Genomic DNA, 20,584 nt, shown 5'->3' on the forward strand with positions numbered 1-20,584 from the left:
CCGTCTGTCAGGGAGAACGACATGCAATTCGGAATGCGCTTCCGGCGGCAAGACGCCGCCGACAAGGTGAACGATCGCTTCTGGCACGAAATCGAGGGCACCCCCCTCAACGACGTGCGCCGCATCCAGGAAGAGCGGCTGCGCGAGCAGATGGCCTATCTCAAGGCGAACTCGACATTCTATCAGGAGAAGTTCGCCAAGTCGGGTGTGGATTTCGACGATATCCGAACCATCGAAGATATTCAAAAATTGCCTTATACCTACAAGACCGAGATCCGCGAAAGCCTGGCCACCGAGCCGCCCTTTGGCAAGCACCGCGCCGCGCCCATGGCCGATATCATCCAGATGCAGGCCTCGTCGGGCACCACCGGCAGCCCCTCATATGTTGCCCTTACCGAATCCGACGCCGAGATGTGGCACGAGATGACTGCGCGCTGCTTCTTCGCCAACGGGGTGCGTCCGGGCGATTTGGTGCTGCACGCGTTTTCGCTGGCCAAGGGTTTTGTCGGCGGTATCCCGATAATGCAGGGGCTGCAATACATGGGCGCGATCGATGTGCCGGTGGGGGCGGATGGCGGTGCCGAACGGCTGCTGCGCGCCTGTGACGACATCCACCCACGCTGTATCGTCGGGGCACCGAATTTCGTGTTGCACCTGGCCGAAAAGGCTCCTGAAGTGCTTGGTTGCAAGGCCAGTGAACTGGGTGTCGAACGGGTGGTTGTGGGCGGCGAACCGGGTGGCGGTATACCGGCGATCCGCGCCAGGATCGAAGAGGCCTGGGGCGCCAAGTGCACCGAAATGCTGGGTGGCACCGATCTGGGCGTGACCTATTGGGCCGAATGCGACGCGCAGTCGGGGATGCATATGGTCAACATGGACTATGTGCTCACCGAACTGCTCGACCCCGAAAGCGGCGAGATCATTCCATGGCAAAAAGGCGCTCAGGGCGAGATGATCTATACCGCGCTTGGCCGACAGGCGTGCCCGCTGGTCCGGTTCCGGTCGGGCGATTATATCGAGGTCATCGACACCGAATGCTCCTGCGGGCGCACCGGCCCCAAGATCCGCTGCACCGGGCGGACCGATGATATGCTGATCGTGCGCGGGGCCAATGTGTTCCCTTCCGCGATCAACAGTGTGATCACTGAAATGGCGCCGGAAACCAATGGCGTCATGCGGATCGTGGCGGATTTCGAAGGCCACACCACCCAGGACGCGCTGAAGGTGATCGTTGAACGCGGTCCCGGTCGCGATCCGGCGGATGACAACGCCCTCAAGAAGAAGATCGAGCAGCGCTTGCGCGATGCCCTCGTCTTCAAGGCCGACGTTCACCTGGTGGCGCCTGACACGTTCGAAAAACCCGGCGCCGCCAAGGTTGCCTTTGTTCTCAGAAAGTATCCTGACCTGCCATGACCAGAATGAAATCCCTGCTCGACACCAGGTCCGACGACTTCCGGGCAAATGACGCGGTTTACCGCGAAAAGGTCGGCGAGTTGCACGCTCTGCGGTTGCAGCAACGCGTCGGTGGCCCGGAAAAGGCGCGGGAACGGCATGTGAGCAAAGGCAAGATCCTGCCGCGCGAACGGATCGAGCGGCTGATCGACCCGGGCACGCCGTTTCTTGAGATCGGCGAGCTTGCCGGGCTGGACAAATATGACGGCGTGCCGCCGGGCGCGGGCATCATCACTGGCATTGGCGTGATCGAGGGCCGTCACTGCATGATCATTGCCAACGACGCCACCGTGAAGGGCGGCACCTATTTCGGCATGACCTGCCGCAAACACGTCCGCGCACAACGCATCGCCTGGAACAACCGCCTCCCGGTGATTACCCTGGTCGATTCCGGCGGGGCGTTCCTGCCCGAACAGGCGAACATCTTTCCCGATGATGGGCAGTTCGGTTCGATCTTTCATCAGCAGATCGGCATGTCGGGCGACGGTGTGCCGCAGATCGCCGTGGTCATGGGGCCCTGCACCGCGGGCGGGGCCTATATCCCGGCACTTTGCGACGAGGTGGTGATCGTGCGCGGGCAGGGTTTCATGTATCTGGGCGGGCCGGAGCTGACCTTTGCGGCGACCGGCGAAACGGTCGATGCCGAGACGCTGGGCGGTGGCAAGATGCATTCGTCCGTCTCTGGCGTGACCGACCACCTGGCCGAGGATGACGCGCACGCGCTGGCGATCACCCGCGAGATCGTCAGCCATCTGGGCGAAAAGGCTCTGCCCCGCAAGACGCCCATCACCCCGCGCCCGCCCGCCTACCCGGTCGAAGAAATCTATGGGCTGGTCAGCCGCGACCCGAAGGTGCCCACCGACAACCGAGAGATCGTCGCGCGCCTGGTGGACGACAGCGATTTTCACGAGTTCAAGCCGCTTTACGGCGACACGATCATGACCGGCTGGGGGCGCATCCATGGCCACGAGGTGGGCATTCTGGCCAATACCGGCGTGCTTTTCGTCGAGGCGGCGCTGAAGGCCACGCATTTCATCAATCTCTGCGTGCAGCGCGATATCCCGCTGCTGTTTCTCGCGGATGTGAACGGTTTCATGGTCGGCCGCGAGGTCGAGCAGATGGGCATCGCCAAGGCGGGTGCCAAGATGATCACCGCCATGTCCTCGGCGCGGGTGCCGAAATTCACCATCATCACCGGCGGTTCCTACGGGGCGGGGTATCTGGCCATGCTTGGCCGACCGTTCCAGCCGGACGCGATGTTCGCCTGGCCCACGGGCCGGTCCGCGATCATGGGGCCGGAACAGGCCGCCAGCGTGCTAGCGCAGGTGCGCGCCCAGATCAACGAACGCGAAGGCAAGAAATGGACACCCGAGGAGGAAGAGGCCTTCAAGGCCCCTATCCGCAAGGAATACGAGGATTTCCAGGGCGCCTACAACTTCGCCTCGAACCTCTGGATCGACAGCGTGATCGAGCCGTGTGAAACGCGCGATGTCATGGCGCTGATCCTCGATCTGGCGTCGCGCAGGCCCAGGGTCGAAACCCATTTCGGCGTGTTCAGGATGTGAGGCGGATCCCATGAAAATCAAGACGCTTCTCATCGCCAATCGCGGCGAAATCGCCTGCCGGATCGCGCGCACCGCGCGGGTCAGCGGCATCACTCCGGTCGGCGTGCATTCGCAGGCCGACGCCAACGCGCTGCATGTCCGCGAGATCGGCAAATCCGTCTGCATCGGTGCCGGTCCCGCCTCCGAGAGCTACCTGAAGATCGACGCAGTCATCGCCGCCGCGAAATCCGTCGGCGCGGATGCGATCCATCCCGGCTATGGCTTTCTTGCCGAGAACCCCGATTTTGCCCGCGCGGTCGAGGCCGCGGGCATGATCTTCATGGGGCCGACGCCCGAGACGCTGGAACGTTTCGGCGACAAGGCCAGCGCCAAGGCGGCCGCCGTGGCCGCCAGCGTTCCGGTGATCTCGGGCGCGCAGGGCGCGCGCTCGGACCCTCGGGAAATCGCCGAGGAAGTGCGCAAGATGGGCCTTCCGGTGCTGCTCAAGGCGGTGGGCGGCGGCGGCGGGCGCGGGCAGCGGCTCGTGACCGACGAGACCACGCTGGAGGAGGACATCGAGGGCGCGCTGCGCGAGGCAAAATCCACCTTCGGGTCCGAGGGCCTGCTGCTCGAACGCTTCCTGCCCGAGGCGCGCCATGTCGAAGTGCAGATCGCGGGTGACGGCAAGGGCCATGTGGTGCATCTGTTCGAACGCGACTGCACGCTTCAGCGCCGCCACCAGAAGGTCATCGAAGAGGCCCCGGCCTGGGGCCTGCCGCGCGCGCTTCTGGATGAGATTGCGCATGATGCGGTGCGACTGGGCGAGACGCTCCACTATCGCGGCCTGGGCACGGTGGAGTTTCTGGTTGCAGGGGACAAGTATTACTTTCTCGAAGTGAACCCCCGCATTCAGGTGGAACACCCTGTCACCGAGGCAATCACCGGGCTCGATCTGGTCGCGCTGCATCTGCGTATCGCCGAAGGTGCGGGCCTTGGCCTTGTGCAGGGTGATCTGAAGATCAACGGTCACGCCGTCGAGGCCCGGCTTTATGCCGAAGACCCGGCGATGCACTTCGCCCCTTCGACGGGGACATTGACCACGCTCAGCCTGCCTGACGGGTTGCGCATCGACAGCGGCGTTGAGCAGGGCGACGCGGTCACGCCCTATTACGATCCCATGATCGCCAAGCTGATCGTGCATGCGCCCGACCGGGAAACCGCGCTGGCGCGGCTGGCGACAGCACTCGATCATGTCGCGGTGGAGGGGGTTGAGACCAACCGCGCCTTCCTCAGGGCGCTGGCGGGCAACGCTGAATTCGGGCAGATGCAGGTTCATACCCGGTGGATCGACGGGCGCCTCGACGCACTGACGCAGCCACGCGCCCTGTCCCGTCCGGAACTTTGGAAAGCCGCCGCCGCCATTCTCTTTGTGGCAGCGTTGCGCCGCGATGCAGAGGCAGATCCCTGGACCAACCGTGACATTTTCACCGGTTGGCGGCTTGGCTTGGGCGGCGATGCGATCGAGGCGGGACAGCGTGTGACCCTCACGGATTCCGTCGGCATATCAGAGGAATTGCGCGTCGGACCCGTCAAACCCAAAGACAGATACACGGTCCTTTCGGAAAACGGCGATGCGGTGACCCTGACAGCGCGTGAAATCACGCCGGGCCGCTGGCGCCTGAACGAGGGCGATGCCGTCCTTCTGATCGACGCGCGGCAGCACGCCGGGGTGATCGAACTGGACACGCCCGAAGGCCGCCTGATCTTCCGTCCGGCGGCCCCGCTTGACTTCGTTGGCGGAGATGCGACGGCGGATCGCTCCGTGACCTCGCCGCTGACCGGCCTGATCGTCGAGATCAAGGTGGCAGAGGGCCAGACTGTGGCCGAAGGCGACGTGATCGCCGTCCTGGAATCCATGAAGCTCGAAATCTCGATTCGCAGCAACGCCGCTGGCACGGCCAGCAACATATCCGTCTCGAATGGTGATATGGTCGATCGCGGTCAGGTCATCGCCGAAATCCTAGCACCCGAGGAGTGAACACATGAGCGATTTTCCAAAATTCGTCGAATTTCGCGAAGAGGGCCCGCGGGAGGGCTTTCAGATCGAGAAGAAGATCTATCCGATCGAGCAGCGAATCGAATTGATCGACATGCTCAGCGAGACCGGGCTGAAACGCATTCAGGTGGGCAGTTTCGTCAGCCCGAAATATGTGCCGCAAATGGCCGATACCGGCGAGTTGTTCCAGCGTATCAAGCGCAGGCCCGGCGTGAACTACACCGGGCTCTGGTTGAACGACAAGGGCTTTCGGAAGGCGCTGACCGCGCATGAGGTCGATATCGACGCTCGCCTGCTGTTCTACCCGTCCGAGGCTTTTGCGCAGGCCAACAACAACTGCTCCGCCGCCGAAATGCGCGAGAAACAGCGCGAGTGGGTCCGAATCTATAAGCAGGAGGGCTACACGGTCGATGCTGCCTATGTGATGACGGCCTTTGGCTGCAACTATGAAGGCCCGATCCCGCAAGAGCGCATCCTTGATGATTTCCGCTTTATCCTGCAGATTTGCGAGGAAGAGGACATTCCGGTCCCGATCCTTGTCATCGCCGACACCATGGGCTGGGGCAACCCCGAGGCGGTCAAACGCATGATTGGCGCGCTGCGGGATCTGGCGCCGGATGCGCGGATCGGGATGCATATCCATGACACGCGCGGCCTTGGCATTGCCAATCTCTATGCGGCCCTGTCGATGGGGGTGGACATGTTCGAAAGCTCGATCGCCGGGCTGGGCGGTTGTCCGTTCGCTGGCCACGGCCACGCGCGCGCCGCAGGCAATGTCTGCACGGAGGATGCCGTGTTCCTGTGCCACGAGCTTGGTATCGAGACGGGAATTGATCTCGACAAGCTGATCGCGGCGGCGCTCAAGGCAGAAGAAATCATCGGCGCGCCGCTCATGGGTCGGGCCATGCATAGCGGCGGTCTGGACAAATATCGCAAGGCAAGTTGAGGAGGGAAAAACATGGCAAGGGCACTTGAGGGAAAGGTGATCCTGGTCACCGGGGCAGGTGGCGGGATCGGTCGCGATATTGCCTTGATGGCAGCGTCCGAAGGGGCCGCGGTGGTGGTCAACGATCTGGGCGCGTCGCTGAAAGGCACCGGCCAGACCGAAACCGCGGCGCAGAAGGTCGTCGGGGAAATCAAGGCCGCGGGGGGCGATGCGATCGCCGATGGCGGGTCGGTCGCCGATCTCGACGCCGCGCGCGCGATGGTTGAGGCCGCCGTCAAGGAGTTCGGCCGCATCGATGCGGTGGTGAACAATGCCGGCATCCTGCGCGACGGGTTCTTCCACAAGATGACCTATGAGGATTTCGACGCGGTGGTGAAGGTCCACCTTTACGGTGCCTTCAACACATCCCGCGCCGCCGCCGATTACTTCCGCGAACAGGAAAGCGGGGCGCTGGTGCATATGACCTCGACCTCGGGGCTGATCGGCAATTTCGCGCAGGCGAACTATTCCGCCGCCAAACTGGGGATCGCGGCGTTTTCCAAATCGGTGGCGCTTGACCTCAAGCGCTGGAACGTGCGCTCGAACTGCATCGCCCCCTTCGCCTGGAGCCGCATGATCTCGTCGATCAAGACCGATACGCCCGAGCAGCAGGCGCGGGTCGAGAAGATCAAGCAGATGACCCCTGCGAAGGTCGCGCCGATGGCCTGTTTCCTGATGAGCGACCGCGCGGAAGGCGTATCGGGCCAGATCTTCGGGGTTCGCATGAACGAGATATTCCTGTTCAATCAGCCCCGCCCGGTGCGATCCGTCCATTCGAGCGATGGCTGGACAGCAGATGAAATCGCCGAGCGCGCCATTCCCGCACTCAAATCGCAATTCACACCGCTTGAGGTTTCGGCGGATGTCTTTTTGTGGGATCCGGTCTGATGGGAAAACGCAAGGAAAGGATCAGCTCGAACATCGGCTGGAGCACCCCCGACAAGATCTGCGTGCGCGGCCTTGACCTGCCGAACGAGATTCTGGGCCACATGAACCTGGGCGATCTCGCCTTTCTGCAACTGACGGGCCGCAAGGCGACGCCCGAGGAAAGCCGGGTCTTCAACGCCATCGTGATCACCTTGGTGGAACATGGCATCACGCCTTCGGCGCTGGTCGCGCGCATGACCTATATGGGCGCGCCGGAATCGCTTCAGGCGGCGGTGGCGGCCGGGCTGTGCGGGCTGGGCACGGTCTTTGTCGGCTCGATGGAGGGCGCATCGAAGATGCTCTATGAGGCGCTGCCGCAGGACAGGCTCGGCACCGGCGCCGATCTGGATGCCATCGCTGCGGATACGGTGGAAAAACTTCGCGCCCGCAAGGACATCGTGCCCGGGCTGGGCCATCCGGTGCACAAGCCGGTTGACCCGCGCACCCCACGCCTGTTCCAGATTGCGGCCGAGAACGGAAAATCCGGCGAATATGTCGAACTGATCCAGAAGATTCAGGGCGTGGCCGAGGCGAAATCGGGCAAGATGCTGCCGATCAACGCGACCGGCGCCATTGGTGCGATCTGCTGCGAATTCGGCTTTCCGTGGAAGATCGTGCGCGGCTTCGGTGTGATGGCGCGGGCCATCGGGCTGGTCGGCCATATCCTTGAAGAAAGCGAGAACCCGATTTCCTTCGAACTGTGGCAACGCGCCGAAGAGGAGATCCTCGAAACCTCCGGCCCCGGAGCGAAATAGGCGATGCGGACATCGGCCCCTGAAAAGCATAATGACCTGCGCGACGCCCTGCGCGCGCTTTGTGCGCAGTTCCCGCCGGAATACCATCGCGAAGCCGCCGCCGCCGAGACCTACACCGAGGCGTTTGTCCATGCGCTGACCCGCGAGGGCTGGCTTGCCGCGATGATCCCCGAGGAATATGGCGGCTCGGGCCTTGGCTTGACCGAGGCCTCGATCATCATGGAAGAGGTCAACCGCTGCGGCGGCAATGCGGGCCATTGCCACGGGCAGATGTACAATATGGGCACGCTTCTGCGGCACGGCTCGGACGCGCAGAAGCAGAAATACCTGCCCGGCATCGCCAGCGGCGCGCTGCGCCTGCAATCCATGGCCGTGACCGAGCCGACCACCGGAACCGACACCACCAAGCTCAAGACCACGGCGGTCAGAAAGGGCGACCGCTACGTGATCAACGGCCAGAAGGTCTGGATCAGCCGCATCCAGCATTCGGACCTAATGATCCTGCTCGCCCGCACCACGCCGCTGAGCGAGGTGAAGCGGAAATCCGAGGGGCTGTCGATCTTCATGGTCGATCTGAAAGAGGCTATCGGAAGCGGCATGGAGGTCCGCCCCATCGCCAACATGCCCGGCCACGAGACCAACGAGGTGTTCTTCGACAATCTCGAAATCCCCGCCGAGAACCTGATCGGCACCGAAGGCAGGGGCTTCTACCACATCCTCGACGGGCTGAACGCCGAACGAACCCTGATTGCCGCGGAATGCATCGGTGACGGCTACTGGTTCGTGGACAAGGCGCGCGCTTATGCTGGCGAACGGATTGTGTTCGATCGCCCCATCGGTCAGAATCAGGGTGTGCAGTTTCCCATCGCCCGCGCCTATGTGAATGTCGAGGCTGCCAACCTGATGCGCTTTGAGGCGTGCCGGCGTTTTGACGCCGGGCTTGATTGCGGGGCGCAGGCGAACATGGCCAAGCTGCTGGCGGCCGATGCCAGCTGGGAGGCGGCCAATGCCTGCATCCAGACGCATGGCGGTTTTGGCTTTGCGCGCGAATACGATGTCGAGCGCAAGTTCCGCGAGGCCCGGCTGTATCAGGTGGCGCCGATCTCGACCAACCTGATCCTGTCCTATGTGGCCGAGCATATCTTGGGTATGCCGCGGTCCTTTTGAACTAAGGAAGTTTCAGCAGATCAATCCTGGCGTGCAGGGGCCTTGCCGTACGCGCCAGATTCAGGGACGACCGGAACGGGCGGCGCGCTTTCATGACCGGTCGTTCCAGCACTTGACGACCATCCCGGACTGGATCGTGAGGGATCAGACGTCTTTCGCGTTCACGATCAGATCTGCCCCTTCCGGTAGTTCAGCCAACACATTAACTGCATCGGCGCGGATTCTTGCGTGCTGCTTGAATGCCTCGGCAGCTGCAGCCACGGCGGTAGCGGAATCGGCACCGCTTTCCAGGACGAGCGATAGGCGGATGATGTCGCGGTCGTTCTCGCGCGTCACCACGGCTTGCGCGGCCCTGGCGCCCGGCGTTGCGATGACGACCTCCTCGATGACGCGCGGATAGACGAAGATCTCGCGCACCTTCACGGCCGCGCCGACCCGGCCCTGCAAGGCGGAAAGGCGGCGGACGCCGCCATCCTTGTTGCTTTCAAGGGCGAATGCACTGTCGCCGGTGCCGAAGCGGATCATCGGCCAGGTGGCGTCGCGCGCGGTCACCACAACCTCGCCCGGCTCGCCATGGGCCACCTGCGCGCCGCTGACCGGATCGCAGATCTGCACCACCCGATCAGGATGGACCACATAGCCCTCGCCGCCATCCTCATAACCGACAAGGCCCAGATCGGCGGTGGCATAGGCGGCCCAGGTGGAGACGCCATACTCGGCCTCGATCCGGCGGCGCTTGGCCATCCAGTCGCCCATCTCACCGCCCAGAAACGCGGTTTTCACCTTCCAGGCGTCGCGCCCATAGGTTTCGATCACCTTGTCCGCCAGCGTCAGGAAGAAAGCGGTCGATGCGCAGATTGAGGTAACGCCGACCTCGACAATGATCTGCGCCTGAAGTTCGGTATTGCCGACGCCGCCGGGGATCACCGTCGCCCCCGCAGCCTGCGCCGCTTCGTCGAACAAAAGCCCCGCCGGCACGAGGTGATACATCCAGGTGTTCAGGATGATGTCTCCTGCGCCCACGGCGGCCGTCTTGAACAGCAGATCCAGACCATGCCCCCCCGCTCCGGGAAGTGTGGGTTCGAAGATCGGGCCGGGCGAGACGTAGATCCGCCCGATATCCTTGAGATCAGCGGCGAGGAACCCGCCGAAGGGCGGGGTGTCACGCTGGAGCTTGAGAAGCTCTTCCTTCTTCATCATCGGCAGGTGCGACAGATCCGCCAGGGATGTGACGGCGGCCGGATCGAACCCGACCGCCGCGAATCGCGCTTTCAGGCCCGGGGCCTTTTCGGCCGCGGCGGCATAGGCTTGTGCGATGTCCCGGTAGATATCGTCAGACATGACCATGCCTCCCTGACCGTGTGTGGATCAAAGCGGGCAGTCCTTGCGGAAATTCGGCGCGCGTTTTTCGCGGTGCGACAGAACCCCTTCCTTAACATCCTCGCCCATAAAGCCGAGCATTTCCAGCGCCGTCGAGGCATCGAAGATCGGCCCGGCCTGGCGCAGCCAGTTGTTGAGCGAATACTTAGTCCAGCGAATGGCGCTTTGCGAGCCGTTCGATAGTTCCACAGCCGTGTCCAGCGCGATCTGTTGCAACTCGTCATCCTCGACGCACATCGACACAAGACCGATGCGCTCTGCCTCTTCGCCGGAAACCGGCTTGCAGGTCATCAGATAGTATTTCGCCTTGGCCATCGAGGTCAGCAGCGGCCAGATGATCGCCGCGACGTCGCCAGCGGCAACGCCCAGGCGCGGGTGACCATCGACGATCTTGGCCTTTTTCCCGGCGATCGAGATGTCGGCCAGGATGGCAACAACAAGGCCGGCACCAGCGGCAGGGCCATTGATGGCGGAAATGATCGGCTTGTTGCAGTTGATGATGTTGTAGACGAGGTCCTTGGCCTCTTTCCACGTCTTCATGATCTCGTAGGAATTGCCGATCATGTTCTCGATCAGGCTGAAATCGCCGCCGGCCGAGAATGCCTTGCCCGCGCCGGTGACGATCACTGCATTGATGTCGGGGTCGCGGTCGATATCGATCCACATATCCGTCATTTGAGTGTGGGTTTCCGCGTCCACGGAATTGAATGACTCGGGACGGTCGAATGTGATGCGCAGGACGCGATCAGCCGGGTAGTCGAATTTCATCTTGTGATATTTTGCGTAACGGTCCGACATGATTCTGTTCCTTCGTTTGATGTCAGTGTGGGTTCAACCAGGCAGTCCAAGGACGGCCTTGGACACGATGTTGCGTTGAATCTCGTTCGATCCGCCGTAAATCGTTGTCGGGCGGGCCTTGTAGAAGTTCGACAAGACATCCACGCTTACGTTGCCAACCTGAAGCGGGCCAACAGTGCCGCCATCGGGTCCGGCCGCCTCGATCATCAGTTCGCTGATGCGCTGAAAGCACTCGGTCACCCAGATCTTGAGCATAGAGACATCCGCGCCCAACGTTTCGCCTCGCTTGAGTTGGTCGGCAAAACGGGCGTAAAGCGCGGCGTGATCTTCAACATCTAGCGCGGCTTGGGCAAAACGGTCGCGGAATACCGGATCGTCGAAAGCGCCACGGCTCCGGGCGAAGCTTTCAAGCTGACCCAGGGCGTTCTGGGCCAGGCTTGGCGAACCGATGAAGATACGCTCGAAACTCAAGAGCGCCTTGGCCATCGTCCAGCCCTCGTTCAGCTCGCCCACAAGGTTCTCGCGCGGGGTGCGGGCATTGTCCAAAAAGACCTCGCAAAACTCGGGTTCCCCCGAAAGCGTCGTGATCGTACGCACATCGACGCCGGGCTGATACATCGGCGCCAGAAGAAAGCTGATGCCTTGCTGTTTCTTTGGCGCATCCGGATCGGTCCGCACCAGCATGAAGATATGCGTGGCATCATGCGCCATTGTGGTCCAGATCTTCTGGCCGTTGATGACAAAATCGTCGCCGTCGATCTCTGCGCGGGTGCGCAGGTTGGCCAGATCCGACCCGGCTCCGGGTTCGGAATAGCCCTGACACCAGATGTCTTCGCAGCTCAGAATGCGCGGCAGCCAATAGTCTTTCTGCTTCTGGGTGCCGAACTTGATGATCAGCGGACCGACCATCTGGACACCCATGTCACGCCCACGGTTCACGCCCCAGAGCTGCTGTTCCTCGTAGAAGATCAGAAGCTTGGACGCGCTCAGCCCCATGCCGCCATATTCCGTGGGCCAGGCCGGGGCAACCCACCCCTTGGCGTGAAGCTTGCGGTGCCAATGCTCGATTTCGGAAAATTTCGGACGGTACGGCAGATGTCGCAGATCATCGGGGTATTCCGCCTCAAAGAACTGCCGGATCTCCTTTCGAAATTCCGCGTCGCTCATTGCGTTCCAGTCGGTCATTATGCTGCCCCCTCTTCTTCGCGCGTCTCGAACCAGATCCTTCGGTGATGGGCGTCGTCGCCCAGCCAAGCCGACAGGACGAGCGCGCGGTTCAGGTAAAGCCCGATATCATACTCGTCTGTATAGCCGACCGCCCCGTGCATCTGGATCGCATCTCGCGTGATCCTCCTGGCGGCGGTGACCGCACGCGCCTTGGCACGGCTGGCAAGCCGCGTGCGGATCTTTTGGTCGGTTTCGCAGTCCATCTGCGCGAGAACTTCGCGCACGGTCGCCTGTGCAACCTCACGCATGATGTGCAGGTCCACGGCGCGGTGCTGAAGAACCTGAAACGTCCCGATGGGCTTGCCGAATTGCTCGCGGGTCTTGATGTAGTCCAGAGTAATTTCGAATGCGCGATCACTCAGGCCCACAAGCTCGGCGGCGGCCAGCGCCGTTGTATCGCTGATCGCCTCGGCGAGCGCATCCTGGACCGCGGAACCCTCAGCCAGTTGCTCTGCCGGAGTTCCGGAAAACGAAAGCTCGCCCAGCGAACTGCCGTCGGCCTGCACGCGCTTGTCGAAGGAAAGTCCGGCCGCGGTGGCCTCGGTCAGGACCAGAACCGGACCATTGTGCCCCCTAGCCACGACAAGGAAACCATGCGGCCCGGCCGCGCCGACAACCCAGGCCTTGCTGCCGGTCAGTTTTCCGTCTGCGTAGCGGCATGTCGCATCAGCGGGCGCTCCGCCCGGGCCGCGTTCCTGCCAGGCCACCGCCAAGGTAGTTTCGCCGTTGATGAGCTGCTCCATCTTCGGATGATCCGGGCGAAGGCGACGCAGAAGGCCGAGGCTCAGCCCGATCGTCAACACCACCGGTTCCGGGGCGATCACGCGGCCGACTTCCTCGGCGATGACGCCCCCGGCGGCGAGGCCCATGCCAAGCCCGCCATTTGCTTCGGGCACCGTCACGCCGAAAACGCCGGCCCCAGCCAGTTCACCGATCATGTCCGAATCCCAGCCGCCACTGGCGTCACGCAGTTTTCTGGCCCTTCCACTTCCGCCAGCCCGTTCAAACAGGGTGCGTGCGCTCTCGCGCAGCAGGCGAAGGTCTTCCTGGTCGCTGGAAAGCATATCAGTCTGTGTCATTTCGTTTTCGCTTCATCATCAATGGGGCGTCAGCTGAAAGAACGACCTCGCCCTTGGGGTTCCTGGCGCTGAGCGTATAGTGCATAACACCTCGGTCGGGCTTGCTTTTGGACGGCGTGACCGAGTTGATCGTCATTTCGATATCGAGGGGTTCATCCGGGCGGACAGGCAGCAGCCAGCGCAGATTGTCAAAGCCCATGCCGCCTATGTTCGCCATGCCGGTCATCAAATCCGTCACGACAGGTTTGAACACCTCAAGCACGGTCTGAAATCCCGAGGCGATCAGGCTGCCATGTATCGCGGTCGCATAGTCTTCGTCGGTGTGCAGCCGTTGCGGGTCCCACTCCTGGGCAAAGGCCTTTATGGACTGTGCGCTCATCGGGGCGCTGCGAAAGTGAAACACCTGGCCAGGTGCGAAATCTTCCAAATACTTCACGTCGCCGGCTCCGCTGCAAAAGCGGAATCATACCCGCTCGAATCTCTGGAAATCCGAACGCGGGTGAACTCCTCCAGTTTCGGATAGGTTTCCTTGAAGGCCTTCAGGAACTCACCTATCGGCGCATCGACATAAAGACCCCGGTCGTTCACATACTCCATGTGGCGCTGGTCCTGTTCGTCGAACTCGTGGAAAAGAGCGTCATGATAGCCGTCAAAGACCAGAGGCTTGACCCCGAATCTTTCACACATCTCTATGTTGAAAGCGGGTGTTACCTTGTAAGGTTCACCACCCAGCCACAGTTGAACGTAGCCGTGATAGATAAAGAGATCGGTCCCCATCAGCTCCTGCAGCTTGGGTGTATTCAGGTGGTTGCGCACATCTGCGAACCCCAAAGCGGCGGGGATACCGACGGCGCGCAGACAGGCTGCAAGCAGGATTGCCTTGGGGACGCAGTACGCTGCCTTCACCCCAGCGATCCGGCTGGCACGGTAGGAATCTTCATCCAGCGCAAAACAATACGGGTCGTAACGGATGTCGTCGCGAACCGCCTCGAACAGGCGGATCGCCTTGTCTCGTTTGGTCGCGCCCACAGGAAGATTGCGCAAAGCCGATGTGACGAAACCCTGCACTTCGAGGCTGTCGCTTTCAACAAAGTGCGACGGCATGACATAGCGCTCGGCCTCCGCCGGCAGGTCGTCGTGGGGCTGGGCCAATGGACCTCTCCATCTTTTTCTAACAATTGTTAGATTACAATCCGGAAACCTGCGGGTCAATGAGATTTATTCTGTCTTTCGCAAGTTCTGGCCAAAGCGGGTATTATCTTCCCCCAAGGCCGCAGCACGTCCGGCCGAACCTGCCGCAGATCGGAATTCCGGAGCAATTGGCAGCGGCAGCGCCGGTACCTCCCGACCAGAAATGTTCAGCTTTCGCGCGAATACGCCGCGTGCGATAAAATGCGGATCCGCCGCAGCTTCGGCGGGCGTTTTCACGACGGAACAACAACAGTCCGCCGCGGCCAGCAAAGACTCCCAATGGGTCGAGGGCTGGTCGCCCAGACGGCGCGTCACTTCCGCAACACTGGCATTGGGGTCGGACCAGTCATCACGAAGCTCCTGCGGCAGGCCGATGACATCGCAGAACGACTGCCAGAACTTTTCTTCCAACGCGCCAACGGCAATCTGACGTCCATCCGCAGCCGTATACAGCCGATACCGGGCCAGACCGCCTGTCAGGCGGTTGTGGCCGCTCTCGATGTTCTGCCCGGCGATCACAGCTTCGGCATGGGCCCAGTAGGCAAAGGCAAACGCCCCCTCGGACATGGCGATATCCAGATGCGTCCCCTGACCGCTTGCCTGCCGCGCAATCAGGGCCAGCAGGATATTCACCACCGCCGGATAGGTTCCGCCCCCGATATCAGCGACCAGCCCGAAGGGTATGGTTGGCTGGGCATCCGGGCCCCGGCTCAACGACAGAATCCCCGAATCGCCCACATAATTGAGATCGTGCCCGGCAGTCGAAGCCTTCGGGCCGGTCTGTCCATAGCCGGTGATCGAACAATAGATGAGACCGGGATTGATCTCGCGCACGGCCTCGTATCCCAGACCGAGCCGGTCCATCACTCCGGGGCGAAATTGCTCTACCAGAACATCGGCCTTTTCAAGCAAAGGGCGTAGAACATTCATTGCGCCCTTTAACTTGAGGTCGATTGCCACCGACCGCTTACCGTGATTCAAAACAGCGAAGCCAATGCTCTCCCCGTCTATTTTCGGCGCGGTCAGGCGCGCATCCTCGCCCGTGCCCGGACGCTCGAACTTGATAACCTCGGCCCCGGCTTCGGATAACATGAGCGTGGCCATCGGGCCGGGAAGAAGGGTACTGAAATCCAGCACCAGGATATCCTTGAGCGGCTGTGTCATCGTCCCTCCCTCACGCGAAACGCGCAGCCCCGTTGTTTAGAACCACCACGTCGCGGGCCGGGATCGAAGCGCGGAACCGGGCCTCGCCACCCTCTTCCCAGATCTCAAACCGCACGGTCTCGCCGGGATAGACCGGGGCGGAAAACCGCACGTCCAGCCCGACAAGCCGGGCGGCGTCATAATCGAGCAGCGATTTGAGGATCGCCCGCGCCGCCAGACCATAGGTCGCAAGGCCGTGCAGGATCGGGCGGTCGAACCCGACCGAACGCGCCACATCCGGGTCGGCATGAAGCGGGTTCATGTCACCGCTAAGGCGGTAAACCAGCGCCTGGCGCGGCAGTGTTTCGATATCGCAGACATGATCGGGCGCGCGGTCGGGCAAGGCCGCCGGGGCCGGGCCGGGCCTGTTTTCGCCACCGAACCCGCCATCGCCGCGGCAGAAGGCCGACATCGCCACGCGAGCCAGCTTGTCGCCGGTGTCGGCGTCAATGATGTCGCGGCTTTGATAGATGACGGCGCCCCTGCCCTCGCCCTTGTCGGAAATAAAGTCGATCCGGGGACGGCCGATGATGTTGCCCTTGACCGGCAACGGTTTGTAGATATCCAGCCATTGTTCGCCGTGCAAAACCTTCTGCCAGTTCACCCCGGTTTTCGGATTGCGCAGCCAGAAGCCCGGATACCCCATCGTGACCGCCATCGAGGGAACGGCCCTCAGCCCATCTTCATAGACGAAGGCCAACTCTTTCCTGTCGGTCGGATCCTCGCCGAACCCGAGGCCGAGCGCATAAAGGATCGTATCCCGCTCGGTCAGCGTCTGCTCGATCTCTTCGAAGTCCCAGTTCGATAGCGCGTCGAAATCCAATGGCATGATATTTCCTCCCTCGATCGCTGTCAGAGCGTGTTTTGCGAACCCAAGATTGCCGTGACCTGACTGGACAGTACACCGCCGTTCCCATGCGCCAGCGCCAGGTCGACATCCTTCAACTGAATGCCGGGTGCATCACCACGGATCTGCCGCGCCGCCTCGATCACGGTGAAAATGCCATACATGCCGGGATGCACACAGGACAAACCCCCGCCATTGGTATTCACCGGCAAGACCCCGCCCGGCGCGATGCGCCCGCCCTCGACAAAGGCACCGCCCTCGCCCTTGGCACAAAAGCCGAGATCTTCCAGAAATAGGATCGTATTGATAGTGAACGCATCGTAAAGCTCGACCGCTTGAATGTCCGAAGGCGACACGCCCGCCGCGGCAAAGGCGCGTGCGCCCGACTCGCGGGCGGCGGTCACGGTGAAATCCTTCATCTGCGATATTTGCCGGTGCGAGCTTTCCGCCGCGCTGCCCAAAACGTAAACCGGGGCCTTAGGGAAGTCCCTGGCACGGTCGGCGCGAACCATCACGATCGCCCCGCCGCCATCGGTGACAAGACAACAATCGCGCACAGTCAACGGATCGCCCACCATACGCGCGCCCAAAACATCCTCGCGGCTGAGCGGGCCGCGCTCGAATGCCTCGGGGTTGTGCTGCGCCCAGGCCCGCGCGGCCACGGCCACATCGGCCAGTTGCTCGCGGGTGGTGCCGTATAGGTGCATGTGCCGGGCCGCTGCCATCGCATAGGCGGAAATCGGATAGCGCGGATTATAGGGCGCCTCATAGGCGGGCGGGCGCGAGGCCGTCACCAGCTTGCCCGACGCGGTGCGCTGGTTGGAGCCATAAACGATCAGCGCCACATCACACAGGCCAGCCTCCAGCGCCATTGTGGCGGAGGTCAGGTAATTCACGAAGGACGACCCGCCCGTCATGGTGCCGTCGATGAACCTGGGCTGAATGCCCAGATATTCGGCCGCCATAAGGGCAGGCATGCTGTCTTCCATCATGGTGCAGAACAGACCGTCCACATCGGACAGCTTCAGCCCCGCATCGCCAAGTGCCGCAAGTGCGGATTGCGCCATGACATCATAGGCCGTCAGCCCATTTGCCTCGCCGAAACCCGCGTGCCCGGTTCCCACAATGGCGGATTTTCCCCGAAGTTTAGCGGTCATGAGTTATACCTCCACTGGCTTGAAAAGCACAGCCGGTTGGCCCTCGGCCTCGCCCACGAAGGCTGTCACGGCCATGTCGATGACAATGTCACCGGGGGCAATGCCTTCGACCCGGCTCATCATCCGAACGCCTTCCTCCAGTTCCACCACGCACACGTTATAGTCGCCGCCGCGCTCGGGCTTCTGACGCACGACAGTGGTGGTGTGGACCCGGCCCTTGCCGCTGGCGGGATGCCAAGAGATCGCGGTCCCATGGCAGTGCGGACACAGGACCCTTGGAAAGAAATGATAGGCTCCGCAATCATCGCACCTGGGCAGCATGATCTCCCCGTTTGTCAGCGCGCGTTGGAATATCTGGTCTGGTCCTGTGGCGTCCGGCACCGGCATTCTCCTCAAATGGTCCATTCCTGGTTAATCGTATTGATAATATTTCTAACAGCTGTTAGATTTTGTCAATCCCATAGGTTCACTTGAAAGAACGCCATGTCAGATTCAAGTTCAGCCCCCCTTTCCGGCAAGCTCGTCATCGCGCTCGAACAGGCGGTGGCGGCGCCCTTTTGCTCTTCGCGGCTTGCCGATGCCGGTGCGCGGGTGATCAAGGTCGAACGCAAGGGCGTGGGCGATTTCGCGCGCGCCTATGATACTGCCGCCAACGGCGAAAGCGCCTATTTTACATGGCTAAACCGGGGCAAGGAATCGGTCGCACTGGATATCAAAGCAGCAGAAGATCGCGATATCCTGCTGAAAATGCTGGAAAACGCGGATGTGTTCATTCAAAATCTTTTGCCGGGCGCCCTGGCAAAGCTGGGTCTGGATTCCGCGAGTCTGCGAGAGAGGTTCCCGCGTCTCGTGACTTGCGACATCACCGGATACGGCGAAGACGGCCCGATGCGCAACGCCAAGGCCTATGACCTTCTGGTGCAATGCGAAAGCGGCCTGGCATCGGTGACCGGCACGCCGGACGGGCCGGGGCGGGTTGGCGTGTCGGTCTGCGACATCGCCACGGGCATGACAGCCCATGCCGGGATCTGCGAAGCGCTGATCGGGCGTGAGCGCACCGGCAAAGGTAGCGGCGTTTCGGTGGCCATGTTCGACGTGATGGCCGACTGGATGTCGGTTCCGCTGCTCTATCACGACTATCTTGGCAAACCGACGCCCCGCGTCGGTCTGAACCATACGGTGATCTGCCCCTACGGCGCCTATGAGTGCAAGGACGGTCAGCTTGTCGTCATTACCGTGCAGCACAGCGGCGAATGGCAACGGTTCTGTGAACACATACTGGGCGATGCAACTCTGGCAGCCGACCCCCGGTTTCATGACAACACGGCGCGAATTGACAACAAGCCCGCGCTCGAAGCGCTCATCAAGACCGTGTTCGCCTCGCATGACCGCGCCGAGATGCTGAAGCTGCTCGACGCTGCGGGCATAGCATCCGGGGCGGTGAACGACGTGGCGTCCCTTTCCGGCCATCCGCAGCTTGACCGATCCACCATCGGCACGCCGTCTGGCGAAATCAAAGTTCCTGCGCCCCCGATTCGGCGCAGCCTCGGAGAGACGACCCTTGGCGCCTGCCCGGCTTTCGACGCGGACGGTAAAGCCATCCGCGCCGAGTTTGACCCTCGTGCATAAAACAGGATGCTCACATAGATGACTGCCGCGCAGAAGCCCGCCATCCTTGATAGCGTGAAGATTATTGATCTGACTTCGGTGGTTTTCGGCCCCCTAGCCACGCAAATGCTGGGCGATCTGGGGGCGGATGTGATCAAGGTGGAAAGCCCCGAGGGAGATCTCTTGCGCCAGGTCCAGCCGTCACGCAACAAGTTGATGGGGGCCGCCTTTCTGGGGGCCAACCGCAACAAGCGTAGTGTTATACTCGACCTCAAGACGCCAGCCGATCGCAACCGTCTCCGCAAGCTGTTGGCAGATGCTGACGTGATGATTTCAAGCATCCGACCGGCAGCGCTTGCCCGACTGTCGCTCGATCCCGACACATTGCGCCGCGAGAACCCGAATCTGATTACGGTATCCGCCACCGGCTTCGGGCAGGACGGGCCCTATGCCGCCAAACCAGCCTTCGACGACATCGTCCAGTCGGTCTCGGGGTTGGCCAGCCTGGCATCAATGCGCGACCCTGAGGCCGCGCCCGCCTATGCTCCGACGATCCTTGCCGACAAGCTTGGCGGCGTCACGGCGGCCTATGCCGTCATGGCGGCCCTGTTCCACCGCGAGCGCACGGGCGAGGCCCAGCATGTCGAGGTGCCGATGTTCGAGACGCTTTCGGCGTTCCTGCTGGTTGAGCACATGGATGGCGCCACTTTCGAGGACACACCACAGGATTTCGGCTATAATCGCATGCTGGTCCCCCACCGCCGCCCGGTTCAGACATCGGACGGGTTCATCACGATCCTGCCCTACACCAACGTGCAATGGGCGCGGTTCTTCAAGGCGGTCGGGCGCGATGACATGCTCGCCCACCCATGGGTTACCGATATGGATACCCGCAGCCGAAACATTGGCGCACTTTACGATCTGGTGGCGCAGATCGCGCTGACACGGACAACTGAAGAATGGCTTGTCCTGATGAAACAGGCCGACATTCCCGCTATGCCGGTCCGAAACCTGTCGGACCTGCCCAGCGATCCTCATCTTGCCGCGACCGGTTTCTTTCAGCAGATCAATCATCCAACGGAAGGCGCCATCTGGACGACACGCCCACCAGTTCGGTTTTCGGCTACCCCTGCAAGGCACGACTACCTCCCGGCCCCTTTGCTTGGAGAACATAACAAGAGCATACTGGGCAAAGGCGAGTAATTCCG

19 protein-coding genes are annotated in these 20,584 nt (G+C 61.9%); 9 read left to right on the forward strand and 10 right to left on the reverse strand.

The window, feature by feature from the left end:
* The first annotated feature begins 21 nt into the window (after positions 1-21).
* From ROS217_RS21675 to ROS217_RS21705, 7 genes are read left to right on the forward strand one after another with little or no spacing between them, the layout of a single operon-like run.
* A complete protein-coding gene (locus ROS217_RS21675; RefSeq protein WP_009819985.1) occupies positions 22-1,413 on the forward strand; it encodes a phenylacetate--CoA ligase family protein in 1,392 nt (463 codons plus the stop codon).
* On the forward strand, positions 1,410-3,017 hold the full coding sequence (locus tag ROS217_RS21680; protein WP_040652101.1) for an acyl-CoA carboxylase subunit beta: 1,608 nt from the start codon (positions 1,410-1,412) through the stop codon (positions 3,015-3,017). The genes ROS217_RS21675 and ROS217_RS21680 overlap by 4 nt, the downstream gene beginning before the upstream one ends.
* Before the next feature lie 10 nt (positions 3,018-3,027).
* Positions 3,028-5,034, forward strand: a complete 2,007-nt coding sequence (locus ROS217_RS21685; RefSeq protein WP_009819987.1) for an acetyl/propionyl/methylcrotonyl-CoA carboxylase subunit alpha — start codon at positions 3,028-3,030, stop codon at positions 5,032-5,034.
* Positions 5,035-5,038: 4 nt separating this feature from the next.
* Positions 5,039-5,998: a hydroxymethylglutaryl-CoA lyase gene (locus tag ROS217_RS21690; protein WP_009819988.1), complete on the forward strand. Its 960-nt coding sequence runs from the start codon at positions 5,039-5,041 to the stop codon at positions 5,996-5,998.
* A gap of 12 nt (positions 5,999-6,010) precedes the next feature.
* A complete protein-coding gene (locus tag ROS217_RS21695) occupies positions 6,011-6,925 on the forward strand; it encodes an SDR family NAD(P)-dependent oxidoreductase (RefSeq protein WP_009819989.1) in 915 nt (304 codons plus the stop codon).
* Positions 6,925-7,719: a citryl-CoA lyase gene (locus ROS217_RS21700; protein ID WP_009819990.1), complete on the forward strand. Its 795-nt coding sequence runs from the start codon at positions 6,925-6,927 to the stop codon at positions 7,717-7,719. The genes ROS217_RS21695 and ROS217_RS21700 overlap by 1 nt, the downstream gene beginning before the upstream one ends.
* A 3-nt stretch (positions 7,720-7,722) precedes the next feature.
* Positions 7,723-8,886 (forward strand): acyl-CoA dehydrogenase family protein, encoded by a 1,164-nt coding sequence (locus tag ROS217_RS21705; protein WP_009819991.1) that lies wholly within the window; start codon positions 7,723-7,725, stop codon positions 8,884-8,886.
* A 144-nt stretch (positions 8,887-9,030) separates the two neighbouring features.
* Here ROS217_RS21705 and ROS217_RS21710 read toward each other — a convergent pair whose 3' ends face one another.
* The 10 genes from ROS217_RS21710 to ROS217_RS21755 form a co-directional block, all read right to left on the reverse strand.
* Positions 9,031-10,227, reverse strand: a complete 1,197-nt coding sequence (locus tag ROS217_RS21710) for a phenylacetate--CoA ligase family protein (protein ID WP_254656514.1) — start codon at positions 10,225-10,227, stop codon at positions 9,031-9,033.
* A 27-nt stretch (positions 10,228-10,254) separates the two neighbouring features.
* The gene (locus ROS217_RS21715; RefSeq protein ID WP_009819993.1) at positions 10,255-11,064 is read right to left on the reverse strand and encodes an enoyl-CoA hydratase/isomerase family protein; all 810 of its coding nucleotides are present in this window, start codon (positions 11,062-11,064) and stop codon (positions 10,255-10,257) included.
* A 33-nt stretch (positions 11,065-11,097) separates the two neighbouring features.
* Entirely contained in the window at positions 11,098-12,249 is a 1,152-nt protein-coding gene (locus ROS217_RS21720) for an acyl-CoA dehydrogenase family protein (RefSeq protein WP_009819994.1), read from the reverse strand.
* Entirely contained in the window at positions 12,249-13,370 is a 1,122-nt protein-coding gene (locus tag ROS217_RS21725; protein WP_009819995.1) for an acyl-CoA dehydrogenase family protein, read from the reverse strand. The genes ROS217_RS21720 and ROS217_RS21725 overlap by 1 nt, the downstream gene beginning before the upstream one ends.
* Positions 13,357-13,806 carry a MaoC family dehydratase gene (locus ROS217_RS21730; RefSeq protein ID WP_009819996.1) on the reverse strand — a complete coding sequence of 150 codons (450 nt, stop codon included), beginning with the start codon at positions 13,804-13,806 and terminating at the stop codon, positions 13,357-13,359. The genes ROS217_RS21725 and ROS217_RS21730 overlap by 14 nt, the downstream gene beginning before the upstream one ends.
* Positions 13,803-14,522 (reverse strand): transglutaminase-like domain-containing protein, encoded by a 720-nt coding sequence (locus ROS217_RS21735; protein ID WP_009819997.1) that lies wholly within the window; start codon positions 14,520-14,522, stop codon positions 13,803-13,805. Before ROS217_RS21735 ends, ROS217_RS21730 begins: the two co-directional genes overlap by 4 nt.
* Positions 14,523-14,588: 66 nt before the next feature.
* Positions 14,589-15,725 (reverse strand): CaiB/BaiF CoA transferase family protein, encoded by a 1,137-nt coding sequence (locus ROS217_RS21740; protein ID WP_009819998.1) that lies wholly within the window; start codon positions 15,723-15,725, stop codon positions 14,589-14,591.
* 10 nt (positions 15,726-15,735) lie between these two features.
* Positions 15,736-16,593, reverse strand: a complete 858-nt coding sequence (locus ROS217_RS21745; protein ID WP_009819999.1) for a MaoC/PaaZ C-terminal domain-containing protein — start codon at positions 16,591-16,593, stop codon at positions 15,736-15,738.
* Positions 16,594-16,616: 23 nt separating this feature from the next.
* On the reverse strand, positions 16,617-17,768 hold the full coding sequence (locus ROS217_RS21750; RefSeq protein ID WP_009820000.1) for a thiolase: 1,152 nt from the start codon (positions 17,766-17,768) through the stop codon (positions 16,617-16,619).
* Between the two features lie 3 nt (positions 17,769-17,771).
* A complete protein-coding gene (locus ROS217_RS21755) occupies positions 17,772-18,155 on the reverse strand; it encodes a Zn-ribbon domain-containing OB-fold protein (RefSeq protein WP_009820001.1) in 384 nt (127 codons plus the stop codon).
* Positions 18,156-18,251: 96 nt separating this feature from the next.
* On the opposite strand from ROS217_RS21755, the gene ROS217_RS21760 reads away from it, so the two are divergent.
* Together ROS217_RS21760 and ROS217_RS21765 are read left to right on the forward strand one after the other, a co-directional pair.
* The gene (locus ROS217_RS21760; protein ID WP_009820002.1) at positions 18,252-19,397 is read left to right on the forward strand and encodes a CaiB/BaiF CoA transferase family protein; all 1,146 of its coding nucleotides are present in this window, start codon (positions 18,252-18,254) and stop codon (positions 19,395-19,397) included.
* A gap of 18 nt (positions 19,398-19,415) precedes the next feature.
* Positions 19,416-20,579, forward strand: a complete 1,164-nt coding sequence (locus ROS217_RS21765; RefSeq protein WP_009820003.1) for a CaiB/BaiF CoA transferase family protein — start codon at positions 19,416-19,418, stop codon at positions 20,577-20,579.
* Positions 20,580-20,584: the final 5 nt, after the last annotated feature.

This window comes from Roseovarius sp. 217 (assembly GCF_000152845.1).
Lineage (GTDB): Bacteria > Pseudomonadota > Alphaproteobacteria > Rhodobacterales > Rhodobacteraceae > Roseovarius.

Bases quoted from the DNA above. Each gene is read 5' to 3' on its own strand.
- ROS217_RS21710 (WP_254656514.1), bottom strand. From the start codon at position 10,227: ATGTCTGACGATATCTACCGGGACATCGCACAAGCCTATGCCGCCGCG.
- ROS217_RS21720 (WP_009819994.1), bottom strand. From the start codon at position 12,249: ATGACCGACTGGAACGCAATGAGCGACGCGGAATTTCGAAAGGAGATC.
- ROS217_RS21690 (WP_009819988.1), top strand. From the start codon at position 5,039: ATGAGCGATTTTCCAAAATTCGTCGAATTTCGCGAAGAGGGCCCGCGG.
- ROS217_RS21695 (WP_009819989.1), top strand. From the start codon at position 6,011: ATGGCAAGGGCACTTGAGGGAAAGGTGATCCTGGTCACCGGGGCAGGT.
- ROS217_RS21705 (WP_009819991.1), top strand. From the start codon at position 7,723: ATGCGGACATCGGCCCCTGAAAAGCATAATGACCTGCGCGACGCCCTG.
- ROS217_RS21675 (WP_009819985.1), top strand. From the start codon at position 22: ATGCAATTCGGAATGCGCTTCCGGCGGCAAGACGCCGCCGACAAGGTG.
- ROS217_RS21715 (WP_009819993.1), bottom strand. From the start codon at position 11,064: ATGTCGGACCGTTACGCAAAATATCACAAGATGAAATTCGACTACCCG.
- ROS217_RS21700 (WP_009819990.1), top strand. From the start codon at position 6,925: ATGGGAAAACGCAAGGAAAGGATCAGCTCGAACATCGGCTGGAGCACC.
- ROS217_RS21750 (WP_009820000.1), bottom strand. From the start codon at position 17,768: ATGACCGCTAAACTTCGGGGAAAATCCGCCATTGTGGGAACCGGGCAC.
- ROS217_RS21740 (WP_009819998.1), bottom strand. From the start codon at position 15,725: ATGACACAGCCGCTCAAGGATATCCTGGTGCTGGATTTCAGTACCCTT.
- ROS217_RS21760 (WP_009820002.1), top strand. From the start codon at position 18,252: ATGTCAGATTCAAGTTCAGCCCCCCTTTCCGGCAAGCTCGTCATCGCG.
- ROS217_RS21755 (WP_009820001.1), bottom strand. From the start codon at position 18,155: ATGCCGGTGCCGGACGCCACAGGACCAGACCAGATATTCCAACGCGCG.
- ROS217_RS21725 (WP_009819995.1), bottom strand. From the start codon at position 13,370: ATGACACAGACTGATATGCTTTCCAGCGACCAGGAAGACCTTCGCCTG.
- ROS217_RS21765 (WP_009820003.1), top strand. From the start codon at position 19,416: ATGACTGCCGCGCAGAAGCCCGCCATCCTTGATAGCGTGAAGATTATT.
- ROS217_RS21680 (WP_040652101.1), top strand. From the start codon at position 1,410: ATGACCAGAATGAAATCCCTGCTCGACACCAGGTCCGACGACTTCCGG.
- ROS217_RS21685 (WP_009819987.1), top strand. From the start codon at position 3,028: ATGAAAATCAAGACGCTTCTCATCGCCAATCGCGGCGAAATCGCCTGC.
- ROS217_RS21745 (WP_009819999.1), bottom strand. From the start codon at position 16,593: ATGCCATTGGATTTCGACGCGCTATCGAACTGGGACTTCGAAGAGATC.